At 33.8% G+C, this 23,393-nt stretch carries 26 protein-coding genes and 2 pseudogenes; 9 read left to right on the top strand and 19 right to left on the bottom strand.

Annotated elements, in window-relative coordinates; genetic code table 11:
• The first annotated feature begins 257 nt into the window (after window positions 1–257).
• The 4 genes from ABE048_RS00330 (at window position 258) to ABE048_RS00315 (ending at window position 4,251) form a co-directional block, all read left to right on the top strand.
• On the top strand, window positions 258–932 hold the full coding sequence (locus ABE048_RS00330) for a response regulator transcription factor (RefSeq protein ID WP_430308489.1): 675 nt from the start codon (window positions 258–260) through the stop codon (window positions 930–932).
• On the top strand, window positions 932–2,329 hold the full coding sequence (locus ABE048_RS00325) for a sensor histidine kinase (protein ID WP_430308488.1): 1,398 nt from the start codon (window positions 932–934) through the stop codon (window positions 2,327–2,329). Before ABE048_RS00330 ends, ABE048_RS00325 begins: the two co-directional genes overlap by 1 nt.
• Before the next feature lie 96 nt (window positions 2,330–2,425).
• Complete coding sequence (locus tag ABE048_RS00320) at window positions 2,426–3,514, top strand: ABC transporter permease (RefSeq protein WP_430308487.1); 1,089 nt, start codon at window positions 2,426–2,428, stop codon at window positions 3,512–3,514.
• Between the two features lie 8 nt (window positions 3,515–3,522).
• Window positions 3,523–4,251 (top strand): ABC transporter ATP-binding protein, encoded by a 729-nt coding sequence (locus ABE048_RS00315; protein WP_430308531.1) that lies wholly within the window; start codon window positions 3,523–3,525, stop codon window positions 4,249–4,251.
• A gap of 496 nt (window positions 4,252–4,747) precedes the next feature.
• Here ABE048_RS00315 and ABE048_RS00310 read toward each other — a convergent pair whose 3' ends face one another.
• The 4 genes from ABE048_RS00310 to ABE048_RS00295 form a co-directional block, all read right to left on the bottom strand.
• Window positions 4,748–4,948, bottom strand: a complete 201-nt coding sequence (locus tag ABE048_RS00310) for a cold-shock protein (RefSeq protein ID WP_430308486.1) — start codon at window positions 4,946–4,948, stop codon at window positions 4,748–4,750.
• A gap of 201 nt (window positions 4,949–5,149) precedes the next feature.
• A complete protein-coding gene (locus ABE048_RS00305) occupies window positions 5,150–5,533 on the bottom strand; it encodes a VOC family protein (protein WP_430308485.1) in 384 nt (127 codons plus the stop codon).
• Window positions 5,534–5,709: 176 nt separating this feature from the next.
• On the bottom strand, window positions 5,710–6,138 hold the full coding sequence (locus ABE048_RS00300; protein WP_430308484.1) for a GNAT family N-acetyltransferase: 429 nt from the start codon (window positions 6,136–6,138) through the stop codon (window positions 5,710–5,712).
• A gap of 38 nt (window positions 6,139–6,176) precedes the next feature.
• The gene (locus ABE048_RS00295) at window positions 6,177–6,839 is read right to left on the bottom strand and encodes an ankyrin repeat domain-containing protein (RefSeq protein WP_430308483.1); all 663 of its coding nucleotides are present in this window, start codon (window positions 6,837–6,839) and stop codon (window positions 6,177–6,179) included.
• A 223-nt stretch (window positions 6,840–7,062) separates the two neighbouring features.
• Between ABE048_RS00295 and ABE048_RS00290 the strand changes: the two genes are divergently transcribed.
• Window positions 7,063–7,434 carry a hypothetical protein gene (locus ABE048_RS00290; protein WP_430308482.1) on the top strand — a complete coding sequence of 124 codons (372 nt, stop codon included), beginning with the start codon at window positions 7,063–7,065 and terminating at the stop codon, window positions 7,432–7,434.
• 397 nt (window positions 7,435–7,831) lie between these two features.
• On the opposite strand, the gene ABE048_RS00285 is transcribed toward ABE048_RS00290, so the two are convergent.
• The 4 genes from ABE048_RS00285 to ABE048_RS00270 all read right to left on the bottom strand — a co-directional run bounded on the left by ABE048_RS00285 (window position 7,832) and on the right by ABE048_RS00270 (window position 12,073).
• Window positions 7,832–8,527 (bottom strand): response regulator transcription factor, encoded by a 696-nt coding sequence (locus ABE048_RS00285; protein ID WP_430308481.1) that lies wholly within the window; start codon window positions 8,525–8,527, stop codon window positions 7,832–7,834.
• A gap of 12 nt (window positions 8,528–8,539) precedes the next feature.
• Window positions 8,540–10,003: a sensor histidine kinase gene (locus ABE048_RS00280; protein WP_430308480.1), complete on the bottom strand. Its 1,464-nt coding sequence runs from the start codon at window positions 10,001–10,003 to the stop codon at window positions 8,540–8,542.
• A gap of 59 nt (window positions 10,004–10,062) precedes the next feature.
• Window positions 10,063–11,037 carry a DUF4822 domain-containing protein gene (locus tag ABE048_RS00275; RefSeq protein WP_430308479.1) on the bottom strand — a complete coding sequence of 325 codons (975 nt, stop codon included), beginning with the start codon at window positions 11,035–11,037 and terminating at the stop codon, window positions 10,063–10,065.
• Between the two features lie 304 nt (window positions 11,038–11,341).
• A complete protein-coding gene (locus ABE048_RS00270; RefSeq protein WP_430308478.1) occupies window positions 11,342–12,073 on the bottom strand; it encodes a response regulator transcription factor in 732 nt (243 codons plus the stop codon).
• Between the two features lie 130 nt (window positions 12,074–12,203).
• Between ABE048_RS00270 and ABE048_RS00265 the strand changes: the two genes are divergently transcribed.
• On the top strand, window positions 12,204–13,670 hold the full coding sequence (locus ABE048_RS00265) for an amidase (protein WP_430308477.1): 1,467 nt from the start codon (window positions 12,204–12,206) through the stop codon (window positions 13,668–13,670).
• A gap of 146 nt (window positions 13,671–13,816) precedes the next feature.
• On the opposite strand, the gene ABE048_RS00260 is transcribed toward ABE048_RS00265, so the two are convergent.
• The gene (locus tag ABE048_RS00260; protein WP_430308476.1) at window positions 13,817–14,635 is read right to left on the bottom strand and encodes a MerR family transcriptional regulator; all 819 of its coding nucleotides are present in this window, start codon (window positions 14,633–14,635) and stop codon (window positions 13,817–13,819) included.
• Between the two features lie 129 nt (window positions 14,636–14,764).
• On the opposite strand from ABE048_RS00260, the gene ABE048_RS00255 reads away from it, so the two are divergent.
• Window positions 14,765–15,400 (top strand): GNAT family N-acetyltransferase, encoded by a 636-nt coding sequence (locus ABE048_RS00255; RefSeq protein ID WP_430308475.1) that lies wholly within the window; start codon window positions 14,765–14,767, stop codon window positions 15,398–15,400.
• Between the two features lie 15 nt (window positions 15,401–15,415).
• Here the strand turns inward: ABE048_RS00255 and ABE048_RS00250 are convergent.
• The 8 genes and pseudogenes from ABE048_RS00250 to ABE048_RS00215 all read right to left on the bottom strand — a co-directional run.
• Window positions 15,416–15,610, bottom strand: a pseudogene (locus ABE048_RS00250) (hypothetical protein); the annotation flags it as partial.
• Between the two features lie 14 nt (window positions 15,611–15,624).
• Window positions 15,625–16,194: pseudogene (locus tag ABE048_RS00245) on the bottom strand (nucleotidyltransferase domain-containing protein).
• Window positions 16,195–16,298: 104 nt separating this feature from the next.
• Window positions 16,299–16,727 (bottom strand): NUDIX hydrolase, encoded by a 429-nt coding sequence (locus ABE048_RS00240; protein ID WP_430308474.1) that lies wholly within the window; start codon window positions 16,725–16,727, stop codon window positions 16,299–16,301.
• 162 nt (window positions 16,728–16,889) lie between these two features.
• Window positions 16,890–17,345 (bottom strand): GNAT family N-acetyltransferase, encoded by a 456-nt coding sequence (locus ABE048_RS00235; RefSeq protein ID WP_430308473.1) that lies wholly within the window; start codon window positions 17,343–17,345, stop codon window positions 16,890–16,892.
• Between the two features lie 247 nt (window positions 17,346–17,592).
• Window positions 17,593–18,078: an HIT family protein gene (locus tag ABE048_RS00230; protein WP_430308472.1), complete on the bottom strand. Its 486-nt coding sequence runs from the start codon at window positions 18,076–18,078 to the stop codon at window positions 17,593–17,595.
• Between the two features lie 186 nt (window positions 18,079–18,264).
• A complete protein-coding gene (locus ABE048_RS00225) occupies window positions 18,265–18,498 on the bottom strand; it encodes a DUF3953 domain-containing protein (protein WP_430308471.1) in 234 nt (77 codons plus the stop codon).
• A gap of 216 nt (window positions 18,499–18,714) precedes the next feature.
• The gene (locus ABE048_RS00220) at window positions 18,715–19,239 is read right to left on the bottom strand and encodes a hypothetical protein (RefSeq protein ID WP_430308470.1); all 525 of its coding nucleotides are present in this window, start codon (window positions 19,237–19,239) and stop codon (window positions 18,715–18,717) included.
• Window positions 19,240–19,250: 11 nt separating this feature from the next.
• The gene (locus tag ABE048_RS00215; protein ID WP_430308469.1) at window positions 19,251–20,711 is read right to left on the bottom strand and encodes an FAD-binding protein; all 1,461 of its coding nucleotides are present in this window, start codon (window positions 20,709–20,711) and stop codon (window positions 19,251–19,253) included.
• A 314-nt stretch (window positions 20,712–21,025) separates the two neighbouring features.
• Here ABE048_RS00215 and ABE048_RS00210 point away from each other — a divergent pair, with 314 nt between their 5' ends.
• Window positions 21,026–21,208 carry a hypothetical protein gene (locus tag ABE048_RS00210; RefSeq protein WP_430308468.1) on the top strand — a complete coding sequence of 61 codons (183 nt, stop codon included), beginning with the start codon at window positions 21,026–21,028 and terminating at the stop codon, window positions 21,206–21,208.
• Window positions 21,209–21,342: 134 nt separating this feature from the next.
• Here ABE048_RS00210 and ABE048_RS00205 read toward each other — a convergent pair whose 3' ends face one another.
• Both ABE048_RS00205 and ABE048_RS00200 read right to left on the bottom strand, forming a co-directional pair.
• On the bottom strand, window positions 21,343–21,813 hold the full coding sequence (locus ABE048_RS00205) for a DinB family protein (RefSeq protein WP_430308467.1): 471 nt from the start codon (window positions 21,811–21,813) through the stop codon (window positions 21,343–21,345).
• A 24-nt stretch (window positions 21,814–21,837) separates the two neighbouring features.
• Window positions 21,838–22,611: a Cof-type HAD-IIB family hydrolase gene (locus tag ABE048_RS00200; protein WP_430308466.1), complete on the bottom strand. Its 774-nt coding sequence runs from the start codon at window positions 22,609–22,611 to the stop codon at window positions 21,838–21,840.
• 405 nt (window positions 22,612–23,016) lie between these two features.
• Between ABE048_RS00200 and ABE048_RS00195 the strand changes: the two genes are divergently transcribed.
• Window positions 23,017–23,373: a hypothetical protein gene (locus tag ABE048_RS00195; protein ID WP_430308465.1), complete on the top strand. Its 357-nt coding sequence runs from the start codon at window positions 23,017–23,019 to the stop codon at window positions 23,371–23,373.
• The last annotated feature ends 20 nt before the right edge of the window (window positions 23,374–23,393 follow it).

The raw sequence follows: 23,393 nt of genomic DNA, 5'->3' as shown, positions 1-23,393 counted from the left end.
CCTGCGGGAAAGCGAGACAGTTGAGACCCCGCAGTGAAGCACGGTACGGACTTCCGAGGAGGCTCAACGCTCGCCCGCGGAAAGCGCCATCTGGAGCGGCGTACTAGTTAAATACTAGGAATGAAATGTTATCCGAAATATTGAGTTGTTTATTATTTATGAAATTGATTCAAATACATAAAAATAAAAATACTTCTATTTTTTTAATAAAATAGCTATCATTGTGTAACAGAGTTATTTTTAAAGGAGCATGAAGAATGACGACTATATTAATCGTAGACGATGATATGAATATTTTAGAACTAGTGGCAACGCATTTACGTGAAGAAGGATACAATGTTACACAAGCAAAAGATGGTACGATGGCCTTACAAACGCTAAAACAGCAATCCTGTGATTTAGCCATTGTCGATGTCATGATGCCATTTATGGATGGATTTTCACTTACAAAAGAAATTCGTAAAAACTATGATATTCCTATCATTTTATTAACGGCAAAAAGCCAAATATCTGATAAGAAACAAGGGTACGAAGCTGGTACTGATGATTATCTGGTTAAACCGTTTGAACCTGATGAGCTACTATTCAGGGTTCAAGCATTACTTCGCCGTTATGATGTTGTAGAAGATGATAATGTATTAAAAGCTGGCAACATTATTATTCATAAGGATCGTTATGAGGTCCAAGTTGAGGATCGGTCACTATTCCTACCACCAAAGGAATTCGAGTTATTATGCTTCTTAATGACACATCAAAAACAGACATTTAGTCGAGAACAACTCATTGAGCAAGTATGGGGAATGGATTTTATTGGAGATGATCGTACGGTTGATGTTCATATCAAACGATTACGCGAACATTTTAAAGGCATTGCCGAACATGTACATATAAAAACAATACGTGGTGTCGGCTATATGTTGGAGGAATTTTAATGAAATCTCTTTACTCAAAATTTGTAATCATCTCGATCGCCATCATGTTTATGAGTGGTGTTATTGCTTTTCTGATTTCAAATACGTATTATCAACAAAAGCTTAAGCCATACAACGATGAAAAAAATACGAAAATTGCTCTTGATATTGCAAAGTTCACCGATTCACATCCAGATGTTAACCTAAAAGATTATTTAAACAACATAGCTTCAGTTGGCTATCAACTCTATTTAGTTGATGACTCTGGTAATGAGCAATTCTTTGGAGCAGATTATCGAGTAAAAGATTTACCTAAACAATCGATTGCATATGTATTACATGGACAAGTTTATCACGGGATTTTGAATTTCCCACAAGAAACTTTTGTTACAGGCTTTTTTGCCAACGAATTACGAAATACAATTGGGGTTCCACTAAAACATAATGGCCATGAATACGCTCTGTTTTTACGACCAGATATTAAGCTATTATTTAATGAAATGCATATACTTTTCGGAATTCTTTTCTCGTTAACCTTTGTATTAATCATAGTGTTTATCTTGATAAGTACCAAATATTTAGTAAAGCCTATTACTCATTTAACAAATGCAACTCATGATCTAGCAGCTGGAAACTTTAATGTACAGCTTGATATCGATCGAAAAGATGAAATCGGAAGGCTCGCTAACAGCTTCTCTCATATGGCACATCAACTTGAACAAACCGAAGATATAAGGAAAGAGTTTATCTCCAACGTCTCACATGATATTCAATCACCATTATCAAATATTAAAGGCTATACCAATCTATTGGAAAAAGAAAATTTAAGTTCTTCACAAAAATCACAGTATATTAATGTGATTAATGGTGAAATTAATCGTTTATCATCATTAACACAGCAACTATTATTATTAACTTCATTGGATCAAACAAATAATCTAGTCAAACCTGAACACTTTGAATTATCAGGCTTGATCAAAGAATTAGCTCGCCAATATCAGTGGGCTATTGGAGAAAAAGGGATTATGCTTAGTTATAATTTGCCTGAAGTTAGCATTGAAGGTGATCCAGTTTTGCTGAACAATGTGTTCGATAATTTACTAACAAATGCGATGAAATATAATCGTGATGGTGGTCGAATGGATATTTCGTTAGAGGACCATGCAGATCATATTATTATTTCATTTAGTGATACGGGTATCGGAATGACTAAAGAACAACAACTGCGAATTTTTGACCGTTTCTATCGAGCTGATACTTCTCGTACAAAGTCAACTCCAGGAACAGGACTTGGATTATCCATCGTGAAGTCCATAATTACAATGCATCACGGTAGTATTTCAGTTGATAGCGAAATAGATAAGGGCACTACTTTTACAATTACTTTACCGAAACAATATTCAAAATCCAGTAGCTAATTTAGTTACTGGATTTTTTTTACATTTTTTATTCATATTCCATTCATAATCCCCTTGTATAGTAAGGGTATCAACAAAACAGGAGGATGATGAAAGATGTTTTCATTATCATTAAAAGAAATTCAATTTTTTAAACTACGTTATATATTAATTGGCTTTATCTTATTTTTCATATCGTCTCTAGTCTTTATCATTAGCGGACTGGCAAATGGGTTGGCAAATGATAACGCATCGTCTATGAAAAATATGGATGCTACTAGCTACTATTTAGCTAAAGATTCGGAAAATCGTTTGGATCGTTCTCATTTTTCAGCAAATGATGTTGCAAAATTGGACAATGATCACGCACAAGCTTTTGGATTACAAATGATGTCACTTAAAGATACAAACTCAAAGAAAAAAGTTGACGTAACATTAATGGGGCTAAACCCAGAGAAGTTTATTATGCCTACTGTAACAGAGGGTAAAGACTTAAATACAACTACAAAAAACACAGTTGTCGCAGACAAAACACTCCAAAAGCAAGGTGTTAAAATTGGGGACAAACTTTATGAAGAAAATACAAAAACAACATTTACAGTAGTTGGTTTTACAGAAAATCAAACGTACAGTCATACACCTGTTGTCTTTATGAATAACAAAACATGGAATGCATTTTTTGGAGGGAAAGAACGCGCTTCTTATAACGCTATTGCAGTACAGAACTCCTCTAGCAATACAAAAGCAGATGTTGAAAAACACGTCGCTGATGGTAAATGGGTTTCTAAAGACGATGTTGTGAAAAAGATGCCAGGATATGATGCTGAACAAAGCTCATTATTTATGATGCTTGCATTTTTAATCGTAATTGCAGTGTTCGTACTAGCAGCATTCTTCTACATTATGACGATTCAAAAAGTAAACCAATTTGGTATTTTAAAAGCAATCGGTGCAAAGAACGGCTTCTTAATTGGCTCTACTATGCTCCAAGTACTTGTACTTTCAATTATTAGTATTAGTTTAGCAATTGGCTTTGCATATATTTTGCAAAAGATTATGCCAAATGGGATTCCATTTGTCTTTGACTTTGCGTTAATCATGAAATTCGGTGGCGTATTATTAGCCGTTTCATTACTTGGTGCACTTTTCTCAAGCACAAGTATTGTGAAAGCCGATCCACTACAAGCAATGGGGAGAGTTGAATAATGACTACAATACCTTTACAACTAAAATCAATTACAAAGAATTTCAAAGATGGAGATAAAGAGATTGAAATCTTACACAATGTAGATTTCACAGTTGAGCGTGGTGAATTCGTTGCCGTTGTTGGTCCATCGGGTTCTGGTAAAAGTACAGTTTTATCAATTGCAGGTGCACTTCAAAGTCCAGACGGTGGAGAAGTATTGATCAATGGTGAAAATATAGCTAACTATAATGAAAAGCAAAAGGCAGATGTACGTTTACGCTCTATCGGATACATTTTCCAAGCTTCCAATTTAGTACCTTACTTAAAGGTAAAAGATCAATTAAAACTTGTAACAGAATTAGCTGGCAATTGGAATGATGAAGCAAAAAAACGTGCAGATGATCTTTTAGAATCAGTTGGTTTATCAAATCGTGCCAACAAATTCGTACAGCATTTATCTGGTGGTGAAAAACAACGTGTAGCCATCGCCCGAGCTTTTATGAATGAACCAGATATTATTTTAGCCGACGAGCCAACCGCTGCCCTCGATTCTTCAAGAAGTAGCGAAATTGTTGAACTTATTGCTAAAGAAGTTCATGACAAAAATAAAGCTGCAGTAATGGTAACTCATGATGAATCAGTTCTTCACTACTGCGATAAAATCTATGAAATGCAGGATGGACATCTTGTATTACGTAAAAATGATTTTGTCTTACCTCAAGAAAACGATGCTTTTGTTGAAGTAAGAGGTATCTAAACTTCAACTTACCATGTTGATTTGGATAAAAGATAAATAAAAATGAATGTATAAATGAAATTACAGACAGATAAAAACCATTTTGAGTTGATCAAAATGGTTTTTATTTTTCTTAGATCGGATTTTTCTACTAAATTGTGCATGAAAAAATCGGGTGTGGGTAGAAGCCTCTCCCTTTCCTTGTTCAAGCAAGTAAGCCTCCTCACTCACTGCGTTCGCTCAGGGTCTTTCTTGCTTGTCCGCAGGAGTCTTGAGGTTTCTACCCACTTCACTACTAATTGTCCACAAAAGATCCTTTTTAGACAGAAATCCATTTCTATTTTTTCTTTAGGCTCTGTTAAATTTTAATGTTGATAATTGTGTAAAACTACGGGAAACCCAATTTTCTAAGGGTTTCCCATTTTTATTCAACTAGCTTCCCCCTTTTAGTTGAAGAGACGTAATTTAAGCAAAATAAAAAACAGACCCTACAAGTAGGGTCTGTTAAAAGCTATTACTAAGCTTTTTGAACGTTTGTAGCTTGTGGGCCACGTTGTCCGTTTTCAATTTCAAATGTTACACTTTGACCTTCGTCTAAAGATTTGAAACCTTCGCTTTGGATTGCTGAGAAATGTACGAATACGTCTTCTCCTGCTTCACGTTCGATAAATCCAAAACCTTTTTCTGCATTAAACCACTTAACTTTACCTTGTTCCATAATTGTTGCCTCCTAGTGTGGATATCCACACAATGTGTTACTATCCTTGCTCAAATACCTTAGACGAAAAACAAAATGCTATTCTCTATCTGAGATATAACAAAAATAATTCTACTTAAGAATAACAGCTTATAAGGAAAAAAGCTACCATAAAGGTAGCACCGTATTCTTTTAGTTTGATAAGGATCCATTCAGCTTAATTTATTCAACAGATGTGCATATTTCAATATAATGTCCATCTGGGTCTGCTGCATATGCAACTGTTTGTCCCCATGGCTTTGTAACAGGTTCTTTTATAATTGGTACACCTTGTCCTCGAAGCTTGTCGATAGTAGCTGGCACATCTTCAACAACAAATCCGATTTCAAAAGTTTGAGTTGAAACAGATGCTTCTGGTACGTTTAATCCGATTTCCTCTTTGACAGATTGGCGCGTATTAATCGAAAGTGTTGTTGTACCTGTATCATATTCAACATATGTATCTTGCTGCATTTTGACAGGTAAGTCCAGAATATCTTTGTAGAAATGCATTGTCTTTTCAAAATCATTTACGTAAAGAATGACATATTTCATAGCTAGTTTCATTTGATTCACCCTCTACATTGGCAAATATGTTCCTTTATTTTAGTTCATATCTGTGTACTCATCACCTACTCCAGTACCGAAAGTTCCTTTGAATTAACTTCTTTAAAAAAGTTTTATTATTTTTGAAATCCTTGTTTCACTAAACACCCGTTAGATTAAATAGAACCTACTCAACTCTATGGCTTTAAATCTTTTTTTAAATAGTAATGTTGATGATCTCTACCTACATTGTCTATACTTCCAAACACTTGATATCCATTCTTTTCGTAAAAACCTAATGCTTGAAAACTTAATGTATCTACTTTAATGAAATCACATTCTTTTTCTATAGCTATCTTCTCAATTTCTAGCAATAATTTAGTTCCAAATCCCGATTTTCTTAGATCCTCATCTATCATAAAAGTATGAATCTCTAACCAATTCCAACAAATTTCACTAAGTATTCCACCTCGAACGGTGTCTTTTTCATCTTTAAGAAATAAACAGATTTCTTCGTATCTCCCCGCCAAATCTTTTGGGAAGTGCTTTAAATTATACTTATAAAGTTCATCGTCAATATATTGTTTACTATTTTTATTCGATTCTTTTGTAATATGAAGATTCATGTACATCCCCTACTCTGTGATATTTTCAAACTAGAAATCTAGTTTTCTTCTACTTTCTGAGTCATCAAATCCACAACATTCTCTTTTTTATTTCGAATAGCTACATCCAGAGCTGTTTCCCCATCATCCTTCTTAAGCGTGGCATCCGCCCCATAATTAATTAATAATTGAAGCATTTCTAGTTGTCCGTTCATCGCCGCTTCATGCAGTGGAGTCCAACCTGAATCTTGCTTTGCATTTACTTGAGCCCCATTCTTTAAGAGCAATTCCGCAATGTCCACTTTTTTTGTAGCAACTGCAGAATGTATCGGCATCACTTTCATACTATTTTTAGATACGCTATTGATATCTGCTCCATTTTCTATTAGATACTCTGCTATATCTTTATGTCCTAAGTAGGAAGCTAGACCAAGAGCAGTAAAGCCATCATTTGCGTATTCTAAAGCGAGTGAAGGGTTTAATTTTACCAGCTCCTTTACTCGAGAAAGTTCACCAGTTGCAGCAGCTTCAAATAAATCTAGAGGAATCTTATTTTCTAACAAAAATTCTAAAGAATGACTAGAACCATGATAAATAGCAGTTAGAACTGGAGATTGACCTGTTTGGCTACGTAAATTCAGTAATTCCGGATTTTCACGAATTATCTCTTTCACTTCTTCTAGGCTATCTTTCTGGATTGCTTCTAACAATTGTTCAGCCATAATATTCAACTCCTAATGGGATATTTGTAACTTTCTGTATTATATGAAAAATTATAAGTAATTTCAAAAGTTAGTATATATAGTAAAATCCATTTCTATTATCACAAGCTTCATTTGGTTACTAAAAATTTCAATATTTCAATAATTCCTGTCGTTATTTGAGTAATTTTGACAATATTCCATGCATATGTTAATACCAACAAATAAAAAGGAGCTGATTCGTATGGGTGCAAAATGGATTAAGATTTCTGTCGTTTATTTTGCTTTGGGAATCGCCTATGGCCTTTTTATGCATTACACAATTGAGTTAAAATGGGCAGCCACACATGCTCATATTAATTTGATGGGTTGGGTGACGAGCGCTGTTATTGGATTAATTTATTCTTATTATAAGGATGCTGGAGAAACTTCTTTAGCAAAAGCACAGTTTTGGTTCTATCAAATTGGCTTACCATTCTTTCTTCTTGGAATTATATTGATTTATTTAGATGTACCACGTTATATGATGGAGATCTGTGTTTCTGGCGGTGGGATTGCGGTTGCACTTTCAGTTGTACTGTTCATTGTGAATGTATTTAAGAATATAAAATCGTAAAGTATGTAATTGGATTTTATAAAAAAATCTTATTCATTAAGATATATTAATTGTTGAAAAGAGTTGACCTTCCCTTGAAAGGTTAACTCTTTTTATATTTGGTGATTGAAATAATTCCATATTTCAATGTTTAATATAAATATAAACTTATTTCATTTGATTGGACTCTGTTTCTCCATCCTTTCTTATGATTCTACAGAAAAGATAGCGTTTTTTTCATTTTAATAGTAAAAAAACCGTAGCTTAGGCTACGATTTTTTATTTATTTCTCAAGCAACTCAATCATTTCTTCAAACCCTTTTTCCTTCGCATAATCAAGTGCTGTTTTTCCTGAGTTATCACACTAATTAAAATGAAGATGACTAGCTTTTTTTTAAATAAAGGCATCCCTTAAGGATTACATGTTGAATCGATATCCGCTTCCCCAAATTGTTTCAATTGGAAGCTCTGATAGCCTTCCCTTTTTCAATTTTTCTCTGATGCGCCCTACATGAACAACGACTGTGAAAACATCGCCATCTAAATCATCCATATCCCACACCTGTCTGAATAGCTGCTCCTTTGTCCAGACACGATTCGGGTGCTCCATGAAAAAAATAAGAAGGTCGAGCTCCTTCGTTGGAAAGAATAGTTCATTTCCTAAAACGAATACTTTTCGCGCTCCTTTATCGACAAGGATATCTTTGGCTTCTAGAATATCCTTAATCTGCCCCATACCCGTGAGCATATAATAGCGCTTGATATGCGCCTGCACTCTTGCTACAAGCTCACTTGGACTAAATGGTTTCGTCATATAGTCATCAGCGCCTAAACCAAGACCCCGAATTTTATCAATATCTTCTTTTTTGGCCGAAACAATCATCAGCGGAATATTTTTTTTCTCACGAATTCTTCGACAAACTTCAAAGCCATCCAATGAAGGCAGCATAATATCGATGACGATTAAATCGAAGGACTCGTTCAGTGCGCGACTCACACCCTCTAACCCATCCCTCGCAATCTCTGCATCAATTTGGTTAATTTCTAAGTAGTCTTTTTGTAATTCTGCAATGCTAATATCATCTTCAATTAATAATACGCGCGAGCCACCCATTTATAACGCCTCCTATACCTTCTCCAGCATAATGCTTACAACTGTTCCTACGTGTAGTTCGCTTTGAATTTGCAGCTTGCCATGATGCTTCTCAACAATTTGCTTCACAATAGCCAAGCCTAGACCGCTTCCACCAGTATCTGTTGTACGTGCCTCTTCCCCACGATAAAAATGATCAAATACATAAGGTAGCTGCTGAGAGGGAATACCTTGCCCGTTATCCTTCACACGTAGCACAATCGTTGAGTTCACTTCCGATACATCTAATATAATTGCAAGCGACTCATTCTTCCTTTTAAACTTAATACTATTTTCTAATAAATTCATGATAGCACGGTTCATTTGCATGCGATCTATCGAAACATATAAAGGCACTTCCTCATTAGCATTTAAGCGAATATTGACTTGGTTATGATTTAGCTGAAACTCTTCAACGATATGCTTCAAGAAAAGAAGTATATCAATCCGTTCATAGTGAAAAGGAATCGCTTCTGCATCCAGCTTAGAGTATAAAAATAACTCTTCAATTAAATGATTTAGGGCTAATGATTTCGTATGAATGGTTCGCAAATACTTCTCCTGTTTCTCTGGAGAATCTGCTACACCTTCTAATAAACCCTCCACATATCCAATTATAGATGTGATAGGTGTTTTCAAATCATGTGAGATGCTCGCAATAAGCTCCTTACGATTATTTTCTAAATTATGCTGTTCCTCTGTCGACGTTATTAGTGCTTCTCGCATTTTTTCAAAATTGGAGGTTAGTTGCTTCACCTCTTTAGCAGTGTGTCCCTCTGTTTTAATCGGTGTAGTAACCAGTTCTCCCTCTTTAATTTCAGACATCACTCGTCCTAAGTTTTCGAGTGGCGAAATGATTGTTTTCTTTAACAAATGATTAATAAATAGTACCCCCGCCACTGAAATGCAAAGGATGACTAAAATAATAGCAATGCCCCATTTAGTCATGAAATCTAAAAAGTTATTTTCTTTCTTTAACACAAGAATACTACCCTTTGTCTTATCACTAAAATAGAAGTCATATTTAATGTAGCGATAAAGACGTCCAACATTATCAATCGTTCCCTTTGTCTCAATATTGTTTGCATCAAATTGAGGGAAATGGAAAATCAGCGATTTTTCCACTAAGCCTTTTGAATAGTACAAAATGTGGTCATCTTTTCGAATGACCACACCTAATGATTCTGCCTCAAATTGTCGAATATTTTTCGTCAATTCTTCCTCAGTGCTAAGTAGTTTATCTGGATTCGTCTTTGCTACATTGCGTAGCTCCACATACGCCAGCTCCTCCTCAGGACTCAGCGAACGCTGCTTCGTAATCGTTTGGTACAATGTGTTGGGAGTTGGAATCGCGCCGGTCGTCACATAAAATAGAATGCAAATAATTGCCAATAGCGAAAATCCCGCAATCAAAATGCCCCCAATATATGAAATTAAAAATCTTTGTTTGATTGTCATTATTACCTTTCTCCTTTTCTCAATTTATAAAGGAGATGCTGGCATTTTTCAAGCAATATTTAAAAGCTGAAATTCGGCTTAAAAACACCTTTATATGGTTTATGCTCTACGAAGATTGTTATATCCTGCCCCTCAGCATTTTTACCAATACGCTTATATGTGAACTTCTTCATATTCAGCTCTGTAAGCTCTAAAGCTGCACCATATTTATTTTCACCAATCGATACATGTGCACGTACTTTGTTATTATTAAGTACATCAAAATAGCCATAGTCTCCGCGACTCTCACCTGTGTTTATATTGAAGAATTCATACTTATTCTTACTCTTATCGAATTTGGCTAGACTAATAAAATTCGTATTGTATTTTGTTACATCATTACCCTTTTGATCGAGCACCTTTGTTCCTGTCCACAATGTGGCACTTAAAATAGCATCGCCGTCTTTTGCTTTATCAATTTTACCTGTTGATGTCTTTAGCTTTTCCGCTTTTTTAGTAAACTTCAAATTATTTTTCTCATATGGTTTATGCTCCACAAAGACTTCGATATCTTTACCATCCTTGTCCTTACCCATACGTTTATAAGTGAAAATATCCTTCGATAGCTTCGTCATATCAACAACAGCTTGATACTTCATTGTTTCGGAAATTAAAATACGCTTCTTACCATCATTTGTCACAAAGAATGTTCCTTGGTCACCACGTGTCTTACCCGTTTTGGCGTCAAAGAATTCATATTTCCCTGTTTTCGCATCATATTTTGCAAGACCGATGAAATTTATATTCTCTTTCGTTAAATCATTACCCTTTTGATCGTAAACACGCGTGCCTTTCCAGTTTTTGCTCCCCAGTAGCTTCGTCATTTCTTGGCCCTTTGTCATAACCACTTTCTTACTGATTGCATGTGCATCATATTCTTGTACCAGAGAGATTTTGCTTCCCGTTTGCCCTGCTTCTACACTCCCATACCCCACTGTTAATAATGTAATCGAACCAACAAATGCAGCTGACATCATCTTTACTTTGTTATTCATATTGCTCATCTCCTATTCATTTTGTTCTTACCTCACTTCTAATCATAATGTTAATTTCTAAACTGCCTATATCATGAAAATAAATAAAATATAAATTAATTAAAATTTTGAGATTTTAGTTTTGAACAAAAAAATCGCCTCTAATAAAGAGAGCGAATTTAGAAATGATATTTATAAAAATAATCTTATTCATAAAGATATATTAATTGTTGAAAAGAGTTGTACCTTCCTTGAAAGGTCAACTCTTTTTATATTTGGTGATTGAAATTGCACTCTGTTTTTATCGATTTCCAACATCTTATTTTTATGCTCGAAAGCTTTCTGCATATTTTAATGCAAGTTGCGTTCGGGAAGTTACTTGAAATTTTCGATACAAATTTTGCAGATGCTTCTTTACTGTATTTTCACTGACATATAAATAATTAGCAATTTCTGCATTTTTAAATCCCTTCAATAAATACAATAACAGCTCTTTTTCACGTTGTGTAATTTGCAATGACTCTCCTGGTTGAACATATTGATGTAATAAATAAACATTTTCAATCATCCGCTTTACATACAATAGCTTTTGACTATCCTGCTCTGTAAATGGTATTTCCCCTTCTTTTCGCAAAAAGCCAATAGCCGCTATTGGCTTTTGCTGATTGTACATATACATACCCATTTCATCAATAAAATCATTTAATTGTAAAAAGCGCTCAACATAATACCGCTTTTTCTTAATCGATATTACTTCATTTTGTTGCATTAATTGAATATCGGGTTGGCTTTGCATATTCACTGGGTGTAAAGGATCATAATATTTATATTCATGTAGATAATTTTGTAACGTATTTGTCTCTACATTGAAACAGACAGGCTGTTCATTTAACTCCCCATCTGCCACTTCCCAAAATACCGTATGCTTATATTGAAAACATTCACTCAATACTTGCAACATATTCAATTTAAAGTCTTCACTTGTTTGTTGCATATTCATATTCGAAATCCTAAACGTTGCTTCTAATAAATACCCCACCTCTTTATGCTCATACAATATTAATTCCTCCTTTTTTCTATTAAATTCATATTCTCGTTCAAAACAAATTATCCTTTTGGGTAATATCAATTTTTTTCATCTCAATTTATTATGAATTTGTAAGGCAAAACTATATTGAGGTGATCAGATGAATTTACAAGAATATGCATCATATGACGGTCTTGGATTAGCGGAGTTAGTAAAAACAAAGCAAGTGACACCACAAGAACTTACAAAATTAGCGCTACAAGGTATTAAAAAGGTAAATCCTTCGATTAATGCCGTTGTCAGCGTGTTACAGGAACAGGCTGACAACGCGATTTCAACTTTAAATGATTCTCAACCATTTGCAGGTATCCCATTTTTAATTAAAGAAGTTGTACTCCATGCGGAAGGTGTGCCACATAGTATGGGCAGTCGTGTTGCAGAAAATGCTGTAATGCCTGTCGATAGTGAATTAATGAAACGTTTTAAAAATGCTGGTTTTGTGTTAAGCGGTACAACCACAACACCAGAGTTCGGCTATAATGCCGCAACGGAAGCTGTCATTTATGGTCCAACACGTAACCCATGGAATCTAGAACATAGCCCTGGTGGTTCAAGTGGCGGTGCAGCTGCTTCTGTGTCAAGTGGTATCGTCCCAATCGCGCATGCTAATGATGGAGGCGGATCCATTCGTATTCCTGCATCATGCAGTGGTCTCGTCGGCTTAAAGCCTTCACGTGGTCGAGTGCCAATGGGACCTTATAATAGTGAGGCATTAAATGGGCTAGCAATTGAATTTGCGCTAACAAAAACCATTCGTGATACCGCTACATTACTGGACCAAGTAGCTGGGCCAGACTTAGGATGCTATTCGATTATTCAAAGCCCGGAAATGCCTTACAGTAAAGCAATTCAGCAAAAGGTACGTCCACTGAAAATCGCCTGGACAACAGAAACAAATTCAGGTGCAATCGTTGATCCGGAATGTATCGAGGCCGTACATAAGGCCGTAAAATTATTAGAAGAGTTAGGGCATGAAGTAGTCGAAGCTCGACCAGTTTACGACGAAGCACCATTTTCACGCGCTACGGTAAATATTTGGACTGCAAATATTTATAAAATGATTGTGGGTGCAGCAGAATTAACAGGTAAAACACCTTCACGCGATAATATTGAAGCAGCCATTTGGCAATGCTATGAATATGGTAAAAACCTAAAAGCTAGCGCACTTTTAGAAGCCATTAATACGAATGCACTTGTATCACGTCAAGTAGCGACATTCTTTGAAGATTATGATGTGCTTTTAAGTCCAACAATCGGCACATTACCAGCGAAAATTGGTGAGCTAAATGCGGATAATCCAAATATCTCGGCGATTGAATGGACAGAGCAAATTTTCACATACGCTCCGTTTACCAATTTGTTTAACGCAACAGGTCAACCATCGATATCATTGCCGCTTGCGATGAGTGCGTCTGGCTTACCAATCGGGCTGCAATTTACAGGACGCTCCGCAGATGAGTTAACCCTTCTACAGCTTGGGAAACAATTAGAAGAATCTGCTCCATGGAAAGACCGTAAACCACCTGTACATGTAGGTGCAGAAGTTACGGAAAATGCAACAATATAAAAAAGTAGGTGCAAGATTTTTTCTTGCACCTACTTTTTGCTAGTTTACGGACATGTACGACATTCTATTAAAACGTTGCTATAACAAAGTCTTAATAGTTCTTGAACTAACTTCATTTATTTATGATACGGTTCACCATAACTATCTTAACAATCAACTGACTCATCATTTTCTATAAGCATTTGAATTTGACAACTATAAGATTCTGTATTAAAGAAATCGTTAAATAATTCCACTTCAATGAAGCTTTTAATTTTTAAATTTTTTTCTTTTACATATTTAATTATTTTATTTCTACGCTCCTCCTCATTCTCTTTACTATAGGCTAAAGTTAAATACTTACCCTTTGGTAATATTTTTATATTTTTTTCAACTTCTATATTAGAATTCCCTTGAACTCCACTAAAAACATATTTTGGTTCTGCATTACCCTCTGAATTAAAGTTATATAGGATTCCTCTTTCCAGTGACATTTTTCCACCTTTATCTTGAATGATTTTCTCTAAGTCTGAATAGTAAAGTAACTCCTGTAAACTTCCCACCTCTTTACATGGTGCTACAACTACGTAACGCTCTTCAAAGAACTTAATAGATATCTCATCATGAATTAATATTTCTTTAGAAGTCTCAACCTTCCTATTTAAGCTATCAATGGTGTTGATTACATCCTGCATTTTCTTTATTTTTTCTTCAGCTTCATATTTTTTTAATTGTAAAAATGTTAGTAATTCATCAGTATCACAGTTCTTAAAAATTTCTTGAAGTTCTACTATACTTGTATTTAACTCTCTACAGCTTTTTATGATATCTATATGAATAAATTGATCTATAGAATAATATCTATAACCTGTTGTTTCATCAATTTTTCTTGGTATGAGAATCCCCATTTTGTGATAATATCTTAACGCTTTTATTGTAATGTCTTTCATTCTCGCAACTTCCCCAATAGAAAATAAGTTTTTCACCCAGATCACTTCCTTTATTTTTTTCTTACACTCTCGTTGACTCTCCTCTTAGGGGAGACCTTATTATCATAATAAGGCATTTACAAGAAAATACGAAATGAAAATATATAAAAGGGAGATTATAAACATATGGATCAAGTAATATACAGAAGTCTAGTCAAAGAAGATTACGAAGCAGTTAAAACATTGATTGGTGAAGCATTTGGCTTCGATGAATTTATTAAGGATAAGAAATTCTTAGATACAGTATTAAATATTTATCTACAAAGTTGTATTTTAGAAAGTTCATTTAGCAAAGTTGCAGAAAAAGACAATAAGATTATTGGTGTTATTTTGGGAGATGCAAAAAAAGACAAAAGTCATTTAAAGAAAGCTCATAATACTTTAAGTATTGCCTATTCCATGCTTAAAGTACTCATGGCTAATAAGGAAAATAAAAAATTCATGAAAGAATTTGCAAAAGTTCAAGATGCATACAAAGAACTTATAAAAGGAAAAGAGGATGATTTTCAAGGTTGTATACAATTATTCATTGTATCGGGGGAATCCAGAGGTCTTGGAGTTGGGAAGGCTCTAATGAATCATTTGTTTAATTATATGATAAGTATGGATGTGCAATCTTTATATCTATATACAGATAATAAATGTAACTATGGATTTTATGACAGTCAAAACTTTGAACGTATAAATGCAAAAGAAGTTTATTTTGATTCGATGAAAGATAAACTGAATGTATTTTTATACTGTTATGATTTTAACTTATAGTAAAAACTGCATCCATTATTTGTGATGCGGTTCTCCACTCTTTACTATTGCACTTCTCAACTTCTGAACCGTTGTCTGATTTGATTTTTTACATGCTGAAACAAGCATTTGTTCGACCTGTTTTTCAAAGGATAAATGCTTGTCTATTTCAAGCCATACAAACCAATATAAGTAGTTATCAAGATATTTGGTTGCTACACCTTGAAAACGCCTATTACATGACCTTAAATTAATAATTGAAGCCACTTATGTTCTGGTTCGTGTATTTCTAAGGCATATCGAAGCCATCTTTTCTTCTCATTATCTAGATAATCCTTTGTGGCAATAAAGTCTTGATGGTCTTTTTCTCTTGTGTTTTTTGCCTTATATAAAAGTACAATTTCTGGATTAAGATATGGAATACCTTTTTTAGTAATACTCCAAATAGAGTTGAGTGGATAAGAAATCCTCCAATCCCTTCTGAATATCCAATCATTATCTTTTGTTTCATTAAGAAGAATTTCTATTTTATCCTCGTTTTAGATACTAGAAGCGTGTATTTCGTGAACTGGTAATTCTAAGAACTCATTACCCCAAGTATGAAAATTTCCTTTAGTAACCTTTTTAAACTCCCATTCACTAAGATAATCTTTCAGAAATAATTGGTCTTTCCGGAATACTGCAATCTCTATATCTTTATGCTCCCTAGTTTCTTTACCGATATAAAGGTCAATTGCCCATCCACCAGCAATAAACCACTTTTTATCAAAGTTTAACATTAATGAATTAATAATCTGGCACTGTTCAAATGACAAATAAATCCCCCGCAGTTTCCTAATATCTATTTTCTAATTCCATTTCTTTTTTACCAAAAGCCTCGTTTTTATAATTTAAGAAGGAAACCAACTCATTTATTAATCTAGAGCAAATGGTATAATTCCTCTGGGACTAATCTAAATTTATTATTTGTAAAATCGCTAATTGGCTTCCAAAGCAATTTAAAGGTTGCACCATTATCTTCTTGCCCAAGAAAAGAAGTTTTGTCATAAAAGGACTTATCAATAAATTCAGCATCATATACAAAAACTACTTCGTGTCCAAGATCACCGTTATATGTAAATATGTTTTCAATTGTACCTAAGTAGTTTAAGTTAGTTATATTGGCCTCGATTTCTTCAAGTACTTCTCTCTTTATTGCTTTAGAACTTGTTTCTCCATACTCAATCCCTCCTCCAATTGGTCGATAGTAATGTTCTCTCTTTACTTCGTCAAAGCCTTCAGAGACAAGTATTGAGTCGCCTTTCCTAAAAACACAAATAGCTATTGCTCGAATATGTCCTTTTCTCATCCTATTCCTCCAATCTATTCTTCAGCAACTCTGCTCGATAGCTGTTCAAATTAAACCAATAGATGTTATTTATCTAATCTGCCCACTTTGTGGAATAAAAAAAGAGCTAATCACAGCGCTTGATATATACGTAAAGAACCTTTAGTTTAATAACTGATATATTTACCTATGCCCCTCTTTACGTGCTTGTATATAACCGTAAAAGGCACAAGTACCATTTTCAGATAAATCTTTTACTTCAAAACCGCATCTTTCATAAAACTTGAAATTGTTAGCCGAAGTGTGTGCAAACCAATCACCGTGAGGAAGTTTTTGAACACAGAGTTCCACAAGTTTTTTACCTATACCTTTTCCACGATATTCCGATAAAACGACTAAATCCATTATGTTAGCAGCCATTATTTGATCTGATATAACCCTTACCATACCAATCATTTTGTTATTATCCCAAACTGTAAATGCCCACGTTGAATTTTTAAATATTAATGTGAACTTTTCTTTCTGGCAAAATGGAGTATTTCTCGCCCATCCAGCATCTTCAAAAAGTGCTTCAACGCAGTCTGCTGGAACCCCCTCAGTACCTTCCCTAATTACTAAGCCATTGAAATAATGATACATTTTTATCCCCCTTTTTTAATACACCCTAATTCTATATCACAAGGGTTACTTCCTTTAAATTTTTACAATTCTTATGCAACTAAACTGCCCCAAGTGTAACATTTCACAATGGATTTCTAAGATCTAATTGATGTTTCGGATTTAGAACATTGAAATGATGGACTTATTTAACTAAAACACCCGTTAGTTGAATAAAGAAAAGAGACATCTCTTCAACAAACGCACCCGATTATGGGACAAAGAAGGATTAGGTGTTTAGTTCTTTTTTTAATGCCTTTATTCCATGAATTACTTTTTTTGCATTTTCATCATTATTCAATTTATTTCTTGCATGGAGTAAAACTGGTCTAATGGATTCTACTGAACGTCCAAAATCGTACATCCATTCATACCGAGGAACCATCCAAGTATGAAAATGGTGAGTAGTATCTTCATTGTAAAAGTAATAAACATGTTCTATTCCTAATACTTCCCTTTGAGCTTTTCTAATCTTAGATAATACGTTTATGTAATCTACCTTTTCCTCTTCATTTAATTCATCAAAACACTTAATATGGCGTTTCGATGCTAAAATAACTAACCCTTCAATGGGATATGCAACGTCTTGATGAGCATGAAAATATTTAGTTTCAACTATTACACCACCATCCGGTTCTATTACCCCGGTTGTTAATGCACAACTTAAACATTCAACCTCAACAGTTTTTCCATTCGACAAAGTGATTTTTCTCATAATTCCCTCCTAAAAACAAAACTTCTTAGAAGTTCGATTTACTTTCGAATAATTCCTTGTTTTACTCCACAATCTGGTCGGATTGTTGAACTCAAGTTAAACAAAACTCTTCAACTAATCTGCCTCGTTAGTTGAATAAAAAATGAGCCGTCTGAACAGCTCAAAGAACTTCTACTAAAACACCCGTTAGTTCAATAGGAAACCCTTGATGGAAACAAAGAATATAAATAATGAAACGATTATACACATATAGCCTTCAAATCTTTTTCTGTCTTTTTGAAGTTCGACTAATCCCGTTGCCAACATAAACGCCCCTAAGAATAACATCATAAACGGCATTAACTCAAAGTTTTCACTTATTAGACCATAACTTGAAAATGCAATAACAATTATTCCTAATAAAACTCTAATTATTTTCACCAATATCCCCCTAAAATTATCTAATCTTATTATTTAACGCCTTTAAAGCCTATTCATTTAGGTAAAAACCCTTCTTATACTAACCTTCTCCGTTATCTATATATGAAGCTCTACTTCACCACAAAATATGTAAAAAACTATCTATTACTTTAGCTCTTGACTTTTAAAATTCGTAAGTGGTGTTTTTAATCTTCTTATTGCTTGAGCACAGCATCATTATTTCACTTTCACTTTTGTTCTATTCTTGATCAGCATCCACAAACTACACCCGCATAACAACCATCCAAATAATGTAATTATTGCAACTGGAGAAATGATTTTTACAAAGGAAAGAGATATCATAACCAACCCTACTATGACATAGTGATTCACAGCATGGAGATGGTAGGTATCCTGTTCAACATGCCATGCTCGAAAATAACCCTGAAGAAACCCTAATAGAATTTGTAAGAGTAGAGCTAAGTATGGTAGAAGTTCAAACTCTGATTTAATCTGTCCTACGAACAAATATGTACATCCCATTCCTAAGTAAATAAGTGTGATGTACGATTTTTTCTTGTTCTTTTTTACTTGGAATACTCGATAACCCCATGCAGCAGCAAAGGAATGTATAGCAAAAAACCAAGCAAATAGCGTAAATGTAAGTGATATACCTTTTAGCCATATTATATAGTATGGGAAAACGGCTACCTGTCCAACTGTAATCACCAATGGAATTATTCGGTTACTTTTACTGATCATACATTCCCTCTTTACTTCAAATAGTTTTCATAAAAATTGTTAACGAACACTTCATTTGGATCTTGCTTATGTTTCTCTTCTTTAAATTCTTTCCACTTTGGATATGATTCTTTAAATTGTTTCTTAGTTTGATAAGGATAATAAGGAAGATAATATGTACCACCATGTTTTAGCGTGATATCTGTCCACTTTTGAATCATTTCTTTAGCATTTTCAATATCCTTTTCTTGAAGACCATGCTGAATTAGAATCACTAAACCTAGCATATCTTCTTTTGCATAGTTTAAAGATGTCGTTTTGTCTTCTGCTGCATAGCGAATTGTAATATTATGAATTTTAAAATCTTCATCAGAATCATTCGCTGGAAGTAGTTTCTTTAATTCTTCGATATACTCATCAAATTCATGAATTGGAACAAAAAACTCCTGTAACACTTCTACTTTTTCTGGTTTCGTAAATTCCATAAAGGTAGATTCAGAACGCATGACATTATTACGTGTAATTTTTGTATTATCAAGCTGATTCAAATAGAGATTTTGTGTTCTCCAAAAAACATCCTCTAAAAAGCCACCATGTCTCCCTAATTCAAGTGTATATTTTGTTAGATGTACAAATTCTTCACCTTTCAATTTCGTTACATGATCCGATTTGCCTGTCTTGTGATAATCAATTACATACATGTTATCTAAAAATGAACTCGGTGCAACACTTACCCTAGCATAATGCATGGCAATATCAGGATTATTAAGTACTTTCGAAAAATACGATTCATATTCGTTTGTTTTTATTTTTTTCGTATGAATGGTATACACTTCGTTATCAGTTAACTCGAGTGTCACATCCAATATCACACCAAATAGCCCATATCCACCAAGCACATATTGCATCATATTATCTGTATCTTCTTTTGTTATGGTTTTAATTTCACCTGTTGGTGTCAGCAATGTGATTTTCTTTACCATATCTGCCATGGGTCCAAACCGAATGTCTCTACCATGTGCATTGACTGAAAGAGAACCACCAATCGTGAAAATCGATTGTGATTGTGTCACCTTAAGAGCTAATCCATATGGTTGAATGGCTTCTTGAACATCCTCCCAGGTAGCCCCCGCTTCAACACGCACAGTTTTTGCTTCTTTATCTACCTCTAATACTTTGTTGAATGTTTTCATATCTAATACGATGCCATCTTTATAATATGTATGTCCCCCTTGAGAATGTTGGAGACCTGCTATCGATATATGTTTACCTTCTACATTAGCTTGCTTCACAATTTTTTGTAAATCGCTACGATTGGTCGTTTTTATCACTTGATCAACATGCTCTGGTAATAGCCCTGTATAATCTGTCGTCAGTCCAGATTGAGTTAGTCCATATTTTCGTTTCTCGATGGGAATATTGAACGCAATTAGACACGCTATGATTAAAACTAGAAAAAATAGAATCCATGGACTCCTAATTATTCGCTTCATTTTTCTCTCCTCATATATTTATACAATTATGAAAAAACGTCTATGCAAATATTAACACAAAGTGAACTCGCACAATCACATAATTGGGAAATAATCATTTAGCATGTTTTGTTTCAAACAATATATTTATTCTTTAGGCTCTGTTAAAGAATTGTGTTGATATCCTACTGTTCACAGCACATTAAGGAATTTTCATTAACATCATTTGTATTTGAATATGACTGACACGTATGACAGTTTACGATTGTCAAAGTTTAACGTGTAATCTTTTAACGATAATTGATTATTTATAGTAAAATAATATTAAGGGAGTGATGGTATTGAAAATTAACTCGTATCTTTTTCAATTAGCAATTGCAATAATAGTCATTTTTGGTGGTACTTTTACTATTAGCTATTTCAGAACAGGCGAACTTTTATTAGACCAAATTATCGGAGCTACTGTAGGTGTTATTCTACTGGTTGCAACATTAATTTGGAGAAAAGTAAACAAATAATATTGATAGTCAACGTAGTATGTTAGTTTAATCTAAGCAGGAAACTCAATAGAAAAAAGGGTTTCCTTTTATTTTGTTCAATTATGGGGTAGGTAATTTACTCGGATAATTATAATAAGTTTATTTGTTGATTTTCAAAATAATTCTTTCAACATCAAATCAGATGGTACAGGCTTCTTGCCAATTTCTCTAGCCCAAACCGAAAGTTGTCCCATATGATGAATTTCATGAGTTATGAGGTGATGAAGGATTTTCTCATACGAAAAATACAGTTCTTCTCCATTTTTCTTTTGATATACAAGTATGTTCTTATCATTTTTTGCAATATAATCTAGAATAAAATGTTCAGTAATAGTTTTTGTTAAAGTTGAAAGTTCTTTTATTTCATTCAAACTTGCAATTGTGCTAATGTCTTTTTGAATAACAGGCGTTCCTTTCATTTTATTAATCCAAAGTTGTTCACAATCGATAACGTGAAATATATTACGGAGAATACTGCCCATTCCTCCAGTTCGTATCTTAATAAGTTCATCAATTGAAAGATCCTCACACCACTTAAACCAATCTTCTCTCATTTGCCAATTATACTTAAATAATTCGTACATACCATGCCTTCTTTCTATGTATCCTTAAATAAGTTGAAGCTTCTGTAACGCAAATTCAATTCCATCTTCACTTGACTTTTTGGTTACAAAATCTGCGACATTTTTTAATGTCTCATGAGCATTTCCCATTGCAATACCATAGCCAACTTGTTCTATCATATCTATATCATTTTCCCCGTCTCCAAATGCAATCGCTTCAGATGGTTTTATGTTGAAGTATTCTAAAACCTTTTTAACCGCAATAGATTTCGATACATCTTGTTGCAACACATTCAATATCCATGGGTGCCATCTTTTAAAAATTAATTCTGGAAATTTTATAGTATATTTTTCTGCTGTTTGTTCATCTGCATATAAACACATTAGGTATATTTCCTGGTTCACTATTTTTTCAATAGTTGCTGGAAATTCTCGTAAAGAAAGTGTTTCAATTAGTGCTTGGAGAGTAGTCATATTTTGTACCCCGTTCATGAAAAGTTCCTCTGTAAAAAATGATAGACTTTGTTCATTTTCATCAGCAAAATTCTTTACAGCTTGTACTACATCTTTGGTCACTGGAATTTTGTGTATAACACGATTTTTATGTTTAACATAAGCGCCATTTGCAGTAATAAATGTATCTATACCTAATTCTTTTAGTTCTTGACACATCGATAACGGTCTACCTGTAGCTGCTACTAATCTTATTCCATTATTTTTTAAAGTTTGTATAGCTTTTTTTGTACTTGGAGAAATACTTCCATCTTCATAATTTATAAGAGTTCCATCTACATCAAAAAATATTATTTTAACATTCATCGTTATCTCCTTTTATATATCCGCAATAAATTTATCTGATAATTATTAATAGTAAAACAATTTACATCGAAATTCCATGAATAGATAAAATTGTATTTTCACATTATAAAAGCTGAACTCGTTAAAATACTGAGTTCAGCTTCAAATAACCTATTTTGGGGCTCATAGGACATTTAATATCACTCGAGTACCTATAGTAACTGGTTTAAAGGGATGAATTCATTTGATTTTAAAATTAAATATTGTGTCTTTAGGCTTTACTATGAGTAATGGCAGGGGTATCAATTTATCAATATTGTTTCACTCACATTGTTACAATTTATTGTCTATATTTGTACCTTTATACTACACCATTCATGTAAACAATCATATTTTACAGTGAGCAAGAAATGGGAGGTGATTGGTATGTCAACTTATTGGCTCAAAGTATCTGCATTATATCTAGCTGTTGGAGTTGCTTTAGGTATTTATATGTATGCCACATGCAACTATGAATGGGTAGCATATATTCATATTCTCATATTCGGATGGTTGACTAACGCTGTAATTGGTACACTGTATATGTGTCATAAATGTTTGGGAAAATCAGATTTAGCTAAAGCACAATTCTGGTTATACAATATTGGTTTAATCGTTTTCTTAGTGGCAATACTGTTTATCAGTCCTGCATATTGTGGAACTTGGATCTATATTGGTGCTATTTCTGTAGCGCTCTCAGTATTCTTGTTTGTTATAAATATATTCAATAATTTAAGAACATAATTAGAAAAAAGCAGATTCCA

The sequence above is a fragment of the Rummeliibacillus pycnus genome, from assembly GCF_050459865.1.
Lineage (GTDB): Bacteria > Bacillota > Bacilli > Bacillales_A > Planococcaceae > Rummeliibacillus > Rummeliibacillus pycnus_B.
The sequence above is the reverse complement of the archived record's forward strand: the minus strand, read 5'-3'. Positions and strand labels throughout refer to the sequence as shown.